The organism is Pseudoalteromonas sp. NZS11_1 (genome assembly GCF_015864275.1).
In the GTDB taxonomy this organism is placed as follows: Bacteria; Pseudomonadota; Gammaproteobacteria; order Enterobacterales; family Alteromonadaceae; genus Pseudoalteromonas; species Pseudoalteromonas arctica.
In genome coordinates this window covers 1-12,062 of record NZ_JADYXK010000047.1, presented here as the reverse complement: position 1 = coordinate 12,062, position 12,062 = coordinate 1, and the positions used below count along the sequence as shown (strand labels likewise).

Annotated in this window: 14 protein-coding genes; 6 read left to right on the top strand and 8 right to left on the bottom strand. The window is 40.3% G+C overall.

Annotated elements, in window-relative coordinates:
• Positions 1-423 precede the first annotated feature (423 nt).
• Positions 424-969, top strand: a complete 546-nt coding sequence (locus I6F44_RS19280; protein WP_165736410.1) for a gamma carbonic anhydrase family protein — start codon at positions 424-426, stop codon at positions 967-969.
• Here I6F44_RS19280 and I6F44_RS19275 read toward each other — a convergent pair.
• Positions 961-1,215 carry a DUF1488 family protein gene (locus I6F44_RS19275; RefSeq protein ID WP_004335144.1) on the bottom strand — a complete coding sequence of 85 codons (255 nt, stop codon included), beginning with the start codon at positions 1,213-1,215 and terminating at the stop codon, positions 961-963. The two genes, I6F44_RS19280 and I6F44_RS19275, sit on opposite strands and share 9 nt — an antisense overlap.
• Entirely contained in the window at positions 1,212-2,036 is an 825-nt protein-coding gene (gene aroE, locus I6F44_RS19270) for a shikimate dehydrogenase (protein WP_165736411.1), read from the bottom strand. Before aroE ends, I6F44_RS19275 begins: the two co-directional genes overlap by 4 nt.
• A 53-nt stretch (positions 2,037-2,089) precedes the next feature.
• Here aroE and I6F44_RS19265 point away from each other — a divergent pair, with 53 nt between their 5' ends.
• Entirely contained in the window at positions 2,090-2,527 is a 438-nt protein-coding gene (locus tag I6F44_RS19265; RefSeq protein WP_165736412.1) for a group II truncated hemoglobin, read from the top strand.
• 63 nt (positions 2,528-2,590) lie between these two features.
• Here the strand turns inward: I6F44_RS19265 and hemF are convergent, their stop codons facing one another.
• The 6 genes from hemF to I6F44_RS19235 all read right to left on the bottom strand — a co-directional run bounded on the left by hemF (position 2,591) and on the right by I6F44_RS19235 (position 7,541).
• Positions 2,591-3,541, bottom strand: coding sequence for an oxygen-dependent coproporphyrinogen oxidase (gene hemF / locus I6F44_RS19260; protein WP_197174388.1), 951 nt, complete (start codon positions 3,539-3,541; stop codon positions 2,591-2,593).
• A 1-nt stretch (position 3,542) separates the two neighbouring features.
• On the bottom strand, positions 3,543-4,106 hold the full coding sequence (locus tag I6F44_RS19255; protein ID WP_197174387.1) for an L-threonylcarbamoyladenylate synthase: 564 nt from the start codon (positions 4,104-4,106) through the stop codon (positions 3,543-3,545).
• A gap of 25 nt (positions 4,107-4,131) precedes the next feature.
• Complete coding sequence (locus tag I6F44_RS19250; RefSeq protein ID WP_165736414.1) at positions 4,132-4,707, bottom strand: DNA topoisomerase family protein; 576 nt, start codon at positions 4,705-4,707, stop codon at positions 4,132-4,134.
• 114 nt (positions 4,708-4,821) lie between these two features.
• On the bottom strand, positions 4,822-5,295 hold the full coding sequence (locus tag I6F44_RS19245) for a DUF494 family protein (protein ID WP_197174386.1): 474 nt from the start codon (positions 5,293-5,295) through the stop codon (positions 4,822-4,824).
• A 1-nt stretch (position 5,296) separates the two neighbouring features.
• Positions 5,297-6,388, bottom strand: coding sequence for a DNA-processing protein DprA (gene dprA, locus I6F44_RS19240; protein ID WP_121953919.1), 1,092 nt, complete (start codon positions 6,386-6,388; stop codon positions 5,297-5,299).
• A 31-nt stretch (positions 6,389-6,419) separates the two neighbouring features.
• On the bottom strand, positions 6,420-7,541 hold the full coding sequence (locus tag I6F44_RS19235) for a LysM peptidoglycan-binding domain-containing protein (protein ID WP_197174385.1): 1,122 nt from the start codon (positions 7,539-7,541) through the stop codon (positions 6,420-6,422).
• A 118-nt stretch (positions 7,542-7,659) separates the two neighbouring features.
• On the opposite strand from I6F44_RS19235, the gene def reads away from it, so the two are divergent.
• The 4 genes from def (at position 7,660) to trkA (ending at position 11,892) form a co-directional block, all read left to right on the top strand.
• Entirely contained in the window at positions 7,660-8,163 is a 504-nt protein-coding gene (gene def / locus I6F44_RS19230) for a peptide deformylase (RefSeq protein ID WP_007584168.1), read from the top strand.
• A gap of 24 nt (positions 8,164-8,187) precedes the next feature.
• Positions 8,188-9,141, top strand: coding sequence for a methionyl-tRNA formyltransferase (gene fmt, locus I6F44_RS19225; protein ID WP_197174384.1), 954 nt, complete (start codon positions 8,188-8,190; stop codon positions 9,139-9,141).
• On the top strand, positions 9,134-10,429 hold the full coding sequence (rsmB, locus tag I6F44_RS19220; protein WP_007584175.1) for a 16S rRNA (cytosine(967)-C(5))-methyltransferase RsmB: 1,296 nt from the start codon (positions 9,134-9,136) through the stop codon (positions 10,427-10,429). Before fmt ends, rsmB begins: the two co-directional genes overlap by 8 nt.
• A gap of 86 nt (positions 10,430-10,515) precedes the next feature.
• On the top strand, positions 10,516-11,892 hold the full coding sequence (gene trkA / locus I6F44_RS19215) for a Trk system potassium transporter TrkA (RefSeq protein WP_004335170.1): 1,377 nt from the start codon (positions 10,516-10,518) through the stop codon (positions 11,890-11,892).
• The last annotated feature ends 170 nt before the right edge of the window (positions 11,893-12,062 follow it).

The window sequence follows — 12,062 nt, the reverse complement described above, 5'->3', positions numbered from 1 at the left end:
GTTAGAACTCAATCTGTACGAGTGCCCACACAGATGATTGCTTTATATTGTTAAAGAACGTTTTGAGTCGCTTTAGCGACTCAAGGGATGCGAATAATACACCCTTTATTTTTCGAGTCAATACTTAGTTTTAAACTTTCTTTTGGAAGATTTAAAACCGAAGTTTTATTTAACTCTCTGAGTTGTTCGTGCCTCGCTATGCGTTGGCGTTTCCCGTCTCAGTGGGGTCGCATTATAGGGAGATCATATTTTTACGCAAGCACTTTTTTAAAGAAAAAGTAAAAAAAGATACTGTTCGGTTAGTATCTGAACTAAACACTCTAAAACTGATAGTTTTGTAACCAAACAGTGCGCTGTATGGTACAAAAATCACCTTGCTGATACACTCAAATACTAATAATCATGATCTAAAAGGTACTAACTATGGCAATTCGTTCTTATAAAGGTGCTACTCCTTCATTTAATTCGTCTGTTTATATTGATGAGTCATCGGTTTTGGTTGGTAACATTACTTTAGGTGATAATAGTAGTGTGTGGCCGTTAGTAGCTGCACGTGGTGATGTTAACTATATACGTATTGGTGAGCGTACAAATATACAAGATGGCAGTGTATTGCATTTATCTCGCGCAACTAAAAGCAATCCAGATGGTTATCCACTTATTATAGGTGACGATGTAACAGTTGGTCATAAGGTAATGCTGCACGGATGTGTATTAGGAAACCGTATACTTGTAGGTATGGGCGCTATTATTATGGATAACGTGGTTGTTGAAGATGATGTAATTATAGGTGGAGGATCTTTGGTACCACCAAATAAGCGTTTGGAGTCTGGTTACTTATATGTAGGGAGTCCGGCTAAGCAAGCCCGCCCTCTAACAGAGCAAGAACTTGCCTTTTTAAAAATATCTGCCGATAACTATGTATCACTTAAAGATGAATACTTAACTGAAATAGCTAACTTAAGTTAATAAGCTTACTTCAATTTGACCTGCCGAGTTATAGCTCTCTTCTTCGATGAGTTCCTCGGCACGTTCTTCGTAATCAAAACGATATTTTTCAAAATACTCTGTTGCATGGCTTTCGTCTGTTAATTTAAGTGTATTTACTTCTATTACACACTCCACCAGCATGCCACTAACTTGTGCAAAAAATACTAACTGATGATCGGGCTCTCTAAATTCCAGTCTATCTATAAATTGTATTGCCTGATTCATTTGAGCACCCCTTGTTTAAGCGCATCCACTACAGGAAGTATTTTTGGCATTTTATTACGCCAGACGTAATATGCTTGAGCAGCCTGACCAACTAACATTCCGCTACCATCTAAAAGCTTAGCGTTAATATTATGCTGTGCTACCCAATTCATAAAAATGGTATTTTGCAGTGAATAAAACATGTCATAAGCGACTTCACAGTTAGTTATGTGTTTTTCATCAAGAGCTGGAAGCTCATTATTCATACTGCTAGATGTAGAGTTTATAATTAGTGAGTAATCGCTTACTGGTAAATCATCAAAACCAAAGCCAGATACTGGTCCATATTGAGTAAACAGCTCTGCGAGTTCTTTGGCTTTTTGTGCTGTGCGATTAACTATTATTATTTCCTGAGGGTTATGTTCTAACAAAGGTAAAATAACCCCTCGAGCAGCACCGCCCGCACCTATGATTAAAATGCGTTTATTAGTTATGGCTACTTCATTAGCGAGTAAATCATTTACAAAGCCCACACCATCGGTGTTATCACCGAGTAATGTGCCATCATCTCGTTTTTTTAATGTATTAACAGCCCCTACAATTTTAGCTAATGGCGTAAGCTCATCAGCCATTGCATAGGCTTGCTCTTTAAATGGCATTGTAACGTTAGCACCAACACCACCTTGCTCAAAAAAAGACAATACTGTTTTTTCAAAGTTATCGATAGGTGCTAATATTGCGCGATAGTCGATTTGCTCACCCAGTGATACAGCAAATTGTTTATGTATCGCGGGGGATTTTGAATGTTTAATTGGATTTCCAAAAACCGCATATTTGTCCATTTTAAAGCAACCTCTTTGCAGCTATATACTGCCTATTAACGATGATAAGTAATATGATTAAACGACTTTTTTCTAAATCTAAGCCAGCTCCCGAGCAACAGACTCCTACTCCTGAAAAAACACCGTATGAAATAATAGGTGGAGAAAAAGGGGCGCGTGCTATCTCCAATCGATTCTACGACATAATGGAGTCAGATGAATACGCTAAACCGTTATATGATATGCATCCTCTGCCATTAGATCGAATTCGCCAAGTATTTTTTGAATTTTTATCTGGTTGGTTAGGCGGGCCAAACCTATTTACTGAAAAACATGGCCAGCCAATGCTACGTAAAAGGCATATGCCTTTTACTGTAGATAAAGCATTGCGCGATCAGTGGATGCACTGCATGAATAAAACGCTGGATATAGAAATAGACAATCCGTTGTTACGCGAAGGCTTAAAGCAATCATTCTCTCAACTAGCAACGCACATGATTAACCAGCATTAAATTTGTATTTAGCCACAATGCAAAAAGGCGCTAATTAGCGCCTTTTTGATTACTGTGTAATTGTTATAATTGCCATTCTCTGGCTATCAGCTCACTTGGTTGACTAGTTAGCCACTCTTGCGGGCGTAAGTAATACTGATATAGGTTAGCTTCTGGGCTACTTGGCTCTGGTTTATAGTTATATTCCCAGCGTGCAAGTGGTGGCATAGACATTAATATAGACTCAGTGCGCCCGCCACTTTGTAATCCAAATAAAGTGCCTCTATCCCATACTAAATTAAACTCTACATAACGTCCGCGACGATAAAGCTGAAAATCACGTTGTTGCTCTGTGTATTCATCATTTTTACGACGTTCAATAATAGGTAAATAGGCATCTAAAAATCCATTACCCACCGATTGCATAAACGCAAAACTCTTTTCAAAACCAAGTTCGTTTAAATCGTCAAAAAACAAACCGCCTACTCCGCGCGTCTCGTCTCTGTGCTTTAAATAAAAATACTCGTCGCACCATGTTTTATATTTTGGATAAACTTCACTACCAAATGGCGCACAAATGTCGTGAGCAACTTGATGCCAATGCAGTACGTCTTCTAATACTGGATAAAAAGGAGTGAGATCAAACCCGCCACCAAACCACCATATTGGCTCTTCGCCTTCTTTTTCGGCTATAAAAAAGCGCACATTGGCATGACTTGTTGGTACATGAGGGTTTTTAGGGTGAATAACTAACGACACACCACACGCATGAAAGCTGCGCCCTGCAAGCTCTGGCCTGTGTGCTGTTGCAGAGCCTGGCATTGAAGCGCCAAATACGTGTGAGTAATTAACTCCGCCTTGCTCTATTACAGTACCATTCGTGGTTACACGTGTGCGACCACCACCACCTTCTGCTCGCTGCCAGTTATCTTCTATAAATTTAGCACTGCCATCTGCAGCCTCCAAACCTTGGCAAATAGTGTCTTGCAAAGCCATAAAGTATGCTTTTACTTGATCTAATAATTCGCTTTGCATATTAACCTCTAAATATTTTTCCAGTCATGGCATCTTTTATTGTGCTTGGTTGAGTATTACCACCTAACGCCTCATCAACGTAAAAGCCAACTTGTTCTGCAAATTGCGCTTTAGCTTGCTCAATACTAATTACCGTTTCTTGACCGGTTAAGTTTGCACTGGTTGATACTAGTGGCTTACCAAACTCTTGGCACAAACGTTTTACTGTTGGATGGTTTGTTACTCTGACTGCAATGGTATCAAACTGCCCTGAGAGCCATTTAGGCGTGTTTTTAGATGCAGGCATAACCCATGTAATTGCAGCAGGCCAACTCGAAAAAATATCAGCTCGTTTATCCATTGGTATTTTTGCATCATCTACGTATTTTAATAATTGTCCGTAGTTATCAGCAATTAAAATAAGTCCTTTTTCAACCGGGCGCTGCTTAATAGCTAATAGTGCCTCAACGGCTTGTTGATTATCTGGATCACAACCTAAACCATATACAGCTTCTGTTGGGTATAAAATAACTTCGCCTTGCGTTAAGCATGTTATTGCAGTGGGCGTATTTGAAAGGTCTGACAAAGTAGTCTCCAGATATAATTAAACGTTATTCAGTTGGGGTCAGCTTATGCATGCAACTTTTTTGTGGGCATTGCAATAATGTGCCGTTTGCCATATTTCTCTCTATGACGATAGGCCAGTTACATTCAGGACACGGGTGTTCAACCGGTTTATTATTAAGTGTGTATTTACAACTTGGATAGCAATCACAAGAATAAAATACTTTACCAAATTTATTACTGCGCGCGACTAAATGACCTTTTTTGCATTTAGGGCAACTTGGCAAAGTGTCTTCGCTTTGTTTTTCTTCATTTTCGTTAGCAATGTAATGGCACTCTGGATATCCCGTACACCCAATAAACATACCGTAGCGCCCATTTTTAACCACCAGCGGTTTGCTGCACTGCGGGCATGCTGAATCTTCAAGAACTTTAATTTCGTTACTATCGTGATGTACCAACGGCCTAATAAAATCGCATTCGGGGTAACTTGCGCATCCTAAAAAAGGGCCTGATTTACTATTGCGGATCACTAACTCTGAACCACACTGTGGGCATATCTCGTATTCTTTTTCGAGGGCGTGCTTGTTCGCCGAGAAAAGCGAATGGTCGATTTTACTCATGGTGATCCTAATAGGTTAGTGAATTTTCGCCTAATATACCCAAACCACTTAAAGATACAAGCAATGCCGTGCTTATCCGTTTAAGTAATTTGAGTACAATTAAGATAATTATCTCTAATGAAGAAGTTCGCTGGGTTCATCAAAAATCAAATCTTCCATTTTCTCATATGCCTCTTCAGAGCCAGGAACATTAAACAAAATCATAAGTACAATCCATTTTAAATCTTCTAGGCTTATAGTTGGTTTATCGAGAGAGGCTAAACAGTCCATTACCATTTCACGTGTTACATTGTTAATTACGCCTATTTGCTCAATAAACATTAAAAAGCCACGACACTCAGCGCTGAGCCTTTGGCATTCACTATCGGTAAATATACGCACAGCATCTTTAGGGTTAGCAATAAGATAAGGAGACTCATCGCTGTGTTGTAAATCGGCGAGTTGCTCTAACCAATCAAGAGCTTTAAATATCTCAGGCTTATTAAAGCCCGCACGCAGTAGCTCATCGGTTAACTCATTTTGCTCTGCAAATATATCCGCTTCGCTATGAATGTAATTTTCAAAAAGATACAAAAGAATATCAAACATATTACCTTCCTGCGCTTAACTTGATGTAACCATCTAACACTCGCTCAATCTGATCGTCTAATTCTAAATCGAGCAACCTACTGAGTACTTTATCTATTGGCCACTGCGCACGACGCACAATGTCATCTACACTGGTTACTTCAAAGCCAATACTATTTAAAACCTCGCATTGAGAATTTGCCTGAATAGGCTGCTCTTTATTACATACATTATTGTCGTAAGTAAAACTCACCTCATCAAGAATGTCAGCCACGTTTTCTACCAGCTTAGCACCTTGCTTTATTAAAAAGTGACTTGCCTGCGCTAACGGGTTTTTAATAGAACCCGGTACTGCAAATACCTCTTTATTTTGTTCAAGCGCATAGCGTACTGTAATTAACGAACCACTTTTAATTTCAGCCTCAACAATAAGTACTCCTAACGATAACCCAGAAATAATACGATTACGGCGCGGAAAGTTGTGCGCATGAGCAGCTGTGCCTGGTAAAAACTCACTCACCAGCAAACCGCTTTCTAAAACTTGGTCTGTTAATAGTTTATGGCGTTTGGGATAGTAAATATCAACCCCAGTACCAAGCACCGCTATGGTTTTACCTGTACCAGCAAGAGAGCCTTTGTGTGCTGCACCATCTATTCCCCGTGCCATACCTGAGGTAACTGTAATACCCGCTAAAGTTAACTCGTATGCAAATTCTGATGCTATTTCAAGCCCGGTAGGTGTGGCATTACGACTCCCTACAATTGCAATCTGTGGAGTAGATAATAACGAGACATCTCCCCTACAAAATAGTAATAAAGGCGCACTGGCAATCTGTCGGAGATCTTCTGGATAAAGCGCATCAAAAATACAGACAACCGTAATGTTGTGCAGCGTAATTAATTGCTCATAATGACTGACTTGTTGCCAATTGGTATTGAGTAAATTACTCGCCTGATTAGCGGTTAATCCAAGCTGTAAAAGCTTGTCATGAGGTAAGTCGAATAACGACCCAAGGGAATAGTTTGTAGATAGTGCTAAAAGGGTTTTGATACCCAACCCTTTACACATATAAAAGGCAAGCCAGTGGGCTAGCTTGCCAGATGACTGATCCATGCTCTCTCCTAGAGCACCGACTCGCTACTTCTTAATGAATAACTGCAATATCTCCAATGCGAATTGGGTGCTGGTTTTTAGTTATTAATGCATAACTTATTTTGTCATACACTTTAAAGACAATTAGCTCGCCAACTTTTTCTTTAGGCATAGTCCACGTTGTGCTCTCTTCGTCAGACTCATCACCAAATAATTGGCTCACATCAGATAAAAGCTTCTCGTATTTACTAGAATCTTCTGGGTAACGAGGGCCACGAGGACCATCAATAACCGTTGGCGATTGACGTTCTAGATCTAATACATGACCCGCTTCTATGTTTTGTTCACTGCCTAAGTTTAGCACTACAACATCCATTGTGCTGAATTCTCTAACTTGTCGTGGGGAAGCAATAATATTCCCTGTTACGGGCTCATCAGAAGGACGGTGAATATTAAAGTACGCAGGAAGCATTTGACCTTCCATTGCCGGCATTAAAAAATCGCCTTGCTGAATTTCTCGTTTAACAGACTCAACACGTAATGACGAAGGCACACCATTGTGTTCATCACCCGCTCTAAACGCACGTGCGATACCCACGTAAGATGCACGCGTTGCTAACACTTCACCGGTTAAATCAGTGTAAGGATCACCTTTATGGTAAATGGCATATGCCTTATGTACTTGTAAGTCGCCTTTAACATATAAAATATGGCCTAACGTTTGTGTTTTAGTATTTTCGTTAGCACCTAAAATATAAGGTTTGCCTTTAATATCATCACTATTCATTGCTTGCTCGTAACTGATATACGGTTTGATCATTTCAAGCGGCAAAGTAGTAATAGCATTACGCCCTTTTGGTGTAATACGACCCTGAGGAGATAGCTTTCTATATCCTTTATTAATCACTAAACGTGGGTTTCCATCTGCATCGTATATCAGCGCTAATGCATCACCGGGGTAAATTAGGTGCGGGTTGTCAATTTGTGGATTCATTTGCCAAAGTTCAGGCCATAGCCAAGGCTCATCTAAATAGATGCCAGAAATATCCCAAAGTGTATCGCCTTTTTTTACAACATACTGTTTTGGTGCATCTTTTTTTATTTTAAGCACGTCAGCAATTGCGGGAAACGCAGCACTTAACGTAAGCATGATTGCAAGTAATGGAGATTTCATTGAGCTTCCTTGTATTGTTTTTTCATTATTATTGCCCAAAACCTGTTAAAGGTGAACGCGAATGGCTAAAATAAGAGCATACAATACCCTAAATTAAGCACAAGTGAAAAAGGTAACTATGGCTAGGTTAGAAGTTTTAAGATTTCCAGATGAACGTTTACGTACTATAGCAAAAGATGTTGCACAAGTTGACGACACAGTACGTCAAATTGTAAAAGACATGCTAGAGACAATGTACGATGAAAATGGCATTGGACTTGCGGCCACGCAAGTAGATATTCATCAACGAATCGTTGTTATTGATGTATCAGAAGAGCGCGACGAGCCACTGGTATTAATTAATCCACAAATCATTAAAAAAGACGGCTCTACCGTTAGCGAAGAAGGCTGTTTATCAGTACCTAACTCGTATGCAAAAGTAGACCGCGCTGAAACAGTAACAGTCGCTGCACTTAACGAAAACGGTGAAGAGTTTGTACTAGATGCAGATGAATTACTGGCTATTTGTATTCAACACGAACTAGATCACCTTCAAGGTAAGCTGTTCATTGATTACTTATCTCCATTAAAGCGCCAACGTATTCGTAAAAAGCTTGAAAAAGAAGCTAAATTTGCAGATTAGTAATAAGTACCTTAGGAAAACTCAGTGACTCAACCATTACGCATTATATTTGCCGGTACGCCGGACTTTGCAGCACGTCATTTACAAGCGCTGATACAAAGCGAACACCAAATAGTGGGTGTATATAGCCAGCCAGATCGCCCTGCAGGTCGTGGTAAAAAATTAAAAGCCAGTGAAGTGAAAGAGCTAGCGCTTGAGCACAACTTACCGGTTTTTCAGCCACAGTCATTAAAAAATGATGAAGCACTAGCAGAGCTAACAAGCTTAAATGCCGACATTATGATTGTTGTAGCGTATGGCTTAATCTTACCTAAAGCTATATTAGAAGCCCCACGTTTGGGTTGTTTAAATGTGCATGGCTCTATATTACCGCGCTGGCGCGGCGCTGCACCGATTCAACGCGCAATTTGGGCAGGTGATGAACAAACCGGCGTAACAATAATGCAAATGGATGAAGGGCTAGATACCGGCGATATGCTACATATAAGTCGCTGCCCTATTAGCACGACAGAAACTAGCGCTAGTTTATATACAAAGCTTGCTGAGCTAGGTCCAGACGCGTTAATTGAAACCATTAATAAATTAGCTAATGGCGAGATCACCCCTGAACCTCAAAATGATGAACTTGCTAACTACGCTAAAAAGCTTTCTAAAGAGGAAGCTAATATCGATTGGTCAATAAGTGCACTGCAAATTGAGCGAAACATTCGCTCTTTTAATCCATGGCCAGTGTGCTTTACCCAAATGGGTGGGCAAACAGTAAAAATTTATCAAGCGCAGGTTGTGCTGCAATCAGGTGATCCTGGGCAAATTTTATCAAGCGATAAGAATGGCGTAGTAGTGGCGTGTGGCGAACACGCTTTATGTATTACGCAATTACAGCCGCAAGGTAAAAAACCAATGGCAATTAACGACTTTTTAAATGGTCGTAGTGACTGGGTTACCCCTGGCACAATATTAGGCGAAAACAATGAGTAATGTTCCAAACGTACGAGCGCTGGCCGCTGAAACTTTATATAACGTAGTTGATAAAGGCGCATCGCTTAATCAAGAACTTCCATTTGCAAGCCAAGGCTTGCCGCCTAAAGATAAAGCGTTGCTACAGCAAATTTGTTATGGCGTTTTACGCTACTTACCGAGCCTTGAAAATTACTGCCAACACTTAGTAGAGCAGCCATTAAAAGGTAAACGTAGAATATTTCAGTTTTTATTATATGTAGGTATTTATCAACTGCAGCATATGCGCGTACCACCACATGCTGCAATTTCAGAAACTGTAAACGCACTGGCTCAACTACGCGCTTTAGGATTAAAAGGGCTGATAAACGCCATTTTACGTAGTTTTCAGCGCCAACAAGCAGAGCTTGAAGAAAAAGCGAAGCTTATTCCGGTATGTTTATACAACCATCCAAATTGGTTTATTAAACAGGTGCAAACAGCCTACCCAGATAGCTGGGAAGCACTACTTGAAGAAAACCAGCAACAAGCACCTATGTGGCTTCGTGTAAACCAAGCACAATTTAGCACGCAAGAATACAGCGAAATGCTTAGCGCTAACGATATTGAACACACCTTAAACCCTGACTTTATTGATGGGATTAAGCTTGCCAAACCACGTGATGTATTTTCGTTGCCTGAGTTTGATACAGGTGCATGTTCAGTACAAGATGCTGCAGCACAGTTGGCAGCCCGCTTTTTAGAACCTAAAGCAGATGACTATATTTTAGATGCCTGTGCAGCACCTGGCGGAAAAACGTGTCATATATTAGAGCTTGCTGATGCTGATGTACTTGCACTTGATAGCGACTCAACTCGCCTTGAACGCGTTAAGCAAAACTTAACGCGTATTGGCTTAGGTGCAGACCTACAATGTGGCGATGCCTCACAACCACATACTTGGTGGGACGAAAAATTATTTGATCGTATTTTGCTTGATGTGCCTTGTTCAGCCACAGGCGTAATTCGCCGTCACCCTGATATAAAATGGTTACGTCGCGCATCAGATATCGAAGACTTATCTAAGTTACAAAACGATATTCTTGATAGCATTTGGCCACTGTTAAAACCAGGTGGCACATTGGTATATGCTACGTGTTCGGTTCTTCCACAAGAAAACCAACAGCAAGTTGCTAAGTTTTTAGCTAATAACGATGATGTAGAACATATACCTCTACACGAAAATGATACCGTAACAACTCCAGGTTTGCAGTTACTGCCCGGTGAAAGTGATGGATTTTATTACGCTAAGCTAGTTAAAAAAGCCTAATAGCCGTACACTAAATAGTTAGCCATTTATGAAACATTAAATGGCTATTTTTTTAATTAAATTATGATCAATACCACGGGTAAATAATGAAAATAATTATACTCGGTGCCGGGCAAGTTGGTGCTACGCTTGCTGAAAACTTAGTTGGCGAACAAAACGAAATTACCGTTGTTGATATAGACGGTAACCGATTACGTGAACTTCAAGATAAGTACGACTTACAAGGGGTTATGGGCCACAGCGCGCATCCTGATGTTTTACGCCGTGCAGGCGCTGAAGATGCCGATATGATTATAGCAGTAACCAGTTCAGATGAAGTGAACATGGTTGCATGCCAAGTGGCGTACAGTATTTTTAAAACGCCCACTAAAATTGCCCGCATTCGCTCAGAGCAATATTTAAAATACCGCGAAAAACTATTTCAAAACGATGATTTACCAATCGATCATTACATTGCTCCCGAAGCACTGGTCACTAAGTATATTCGCCGTCTAATTGACTACCCTGGTGCTCTGCAAGTATTGCAGTTTGCCGATGGCATGCTCTCGTTAGTAGCCGTAAAAGCTTATTATGGGGGTTTATTAGTAGGTTATGCGTTATCTGCACTTAAAGAACATATTCCTAATGTAGAGACTCGTGTTGCCGCTATTTATCGTCAAGGTAAAGCAATAAAACCATTGGGTACCACCGTTATTGAAGCCGATGACGAAGTATTCTTTATTGCCGCTACAAAACATATACGCGCAGTAATGAACGAGCTACAAAAACTTGAGCGTTCGTACAAAAAAATTATGATAGCTGGTGGCGGTAACATTGGGGCAGGCCTTGCCCGCTCACTTGAAAAAAACCACACCGTTAAACTAATTGAACGCAGTAAAGAACGTGCCGAGCAACTCTCAGAAATGCTCGATAACACGGTCGTTTTTTGTGGTGACGCATCTGATCAAGAACTGCTCTCAGAAGAGCATATTGAACAAGTCGATGTATTTATTGCCGTAACCAACGACGATGAAGCAAACATTATGTCGGCCATGCTTGCAAAACGTATGGGCGCACAAAAAACCATGGTACTTATTCAACGTGGAGCTTACGTTGATTTGGTACAAGGCGGCGAAATAGATATTGCCATATCGCCACAACAAGCAACTATATCAGCGTTATTAACGCACGTACGCCGTGGTGATATTGTTAACGTGTATTCACTGCGTAAAGGCGCAGCAGAAGCCATTGAAGCGGTTGCTCATGGTGATGAAAACACATCTAAAGTGGTTGGTCGTGCGATTGCCGACATAAAACTTCCTGCAGGTACAACCATTGGGGCAATAGTACGTAATGACGATGTGTTGATAGCTCACGATGATACAATTATTATGTCGGGCGATCATGTCATCATGTTTTTAATCGACAAAAAACACATTACCGTTGTAGAAAAACTATTCCAAGTAAGTGCTATATTCCTTTAAATAGTTACTCTAATTAGTTAATTTAATACACAAAAAAGCCGCTGACTAAGGTTAACACCGATCAGTTAAGGTATTTTTGATCGGTTGACCGATCTTTTGGTTGCTTCACAATACCCTTATCATCTTTTGATTATGAGGGTATTTTTATGCTTAGTCATTGGTTACTTGAT

Bases quoted from the DNA above. Each gene is read 5' to 3' on its own strand.
- I6F44_RS19280 (WP_165736410.1), top strand. From the start codon at position 424: ATGGCAATTCGTTCTTATAAAGGTGCTACTCCTTCATTTAATTCGTCT.
- I6F44_RS19275 (WP_004335144.1), bottom strand. From the start codon at position 1,215: ATGAATCAGGCAATACAATTTATAGATAGACTGGAATTTAGAGAGCCC.
- aroE (WP_165736411.1), bottom strand. From the start codon at position 2,036: ATGGACAAATATGCGGTTTTTGGAAATCCAATTAAACATTCAAAATCC.
- I6F44_RS19265 (WP_165736412.1), top strand. From the start codon at position 2,090: ATGATTAAACGACTTTTTTCTAAATCTAAGCCAGCTCCCGAGCAACAG.
- hemF (WP_197174388.1), bottom strand. From the start codon at position 3,541: ATGCAAAGCGAATTATTAGATCAAGTAAAAGCATACTTTATGGCTTTG.
- I6F44_RS19250 (WP_165736414.1), bottom strand. From the start codon at position 4,707: ATGAGTAAAATCGACCATTCGCTTTTCTCGGCGAACAAGCACGCCCTC.
- I6F44_RS19245 (WP_197174386.1), bottom strand. From the start codon at position 5,295: ATGTTTGATATTCTTTTGTATCTTTTTGAAAATTACATTCATAGCGAA.
- dprA (WP_121953919.1), bottom strand. From the start codon at position 6,388: ATGGATCAGTCATCTGGCAAGCTAGCCCACTGGCTTGCCTTTTATATG.
- I6F44_RS19235 (WP_197174385.1), bottom strand. From the start codon at position 7,541: ATGAAATCTCCATTACTTGCAATCATGCTTACGTTAAGTGCTGCGTTT.
- def (WP_007584168.1), top strand. From the start codon at position 7,660: ATGGCTAGGTTAGAAGTTTTAAGATTTCCAGATGAACGTTTACGTACT.
- rsmB (WP_007584175.1), top strand. From the start codon at position 9,134: ATGAGTAATGTTCCAAACGTACGAGCGCTGGCCGCTGAAACTTTATAT.
- trkA (WP_004335170.1), top strand. From the start codon at position 10,516: ATGAAAATAATTATACTCGGTGCCGGGCAAGTTGGTGCTACGCTTGCT.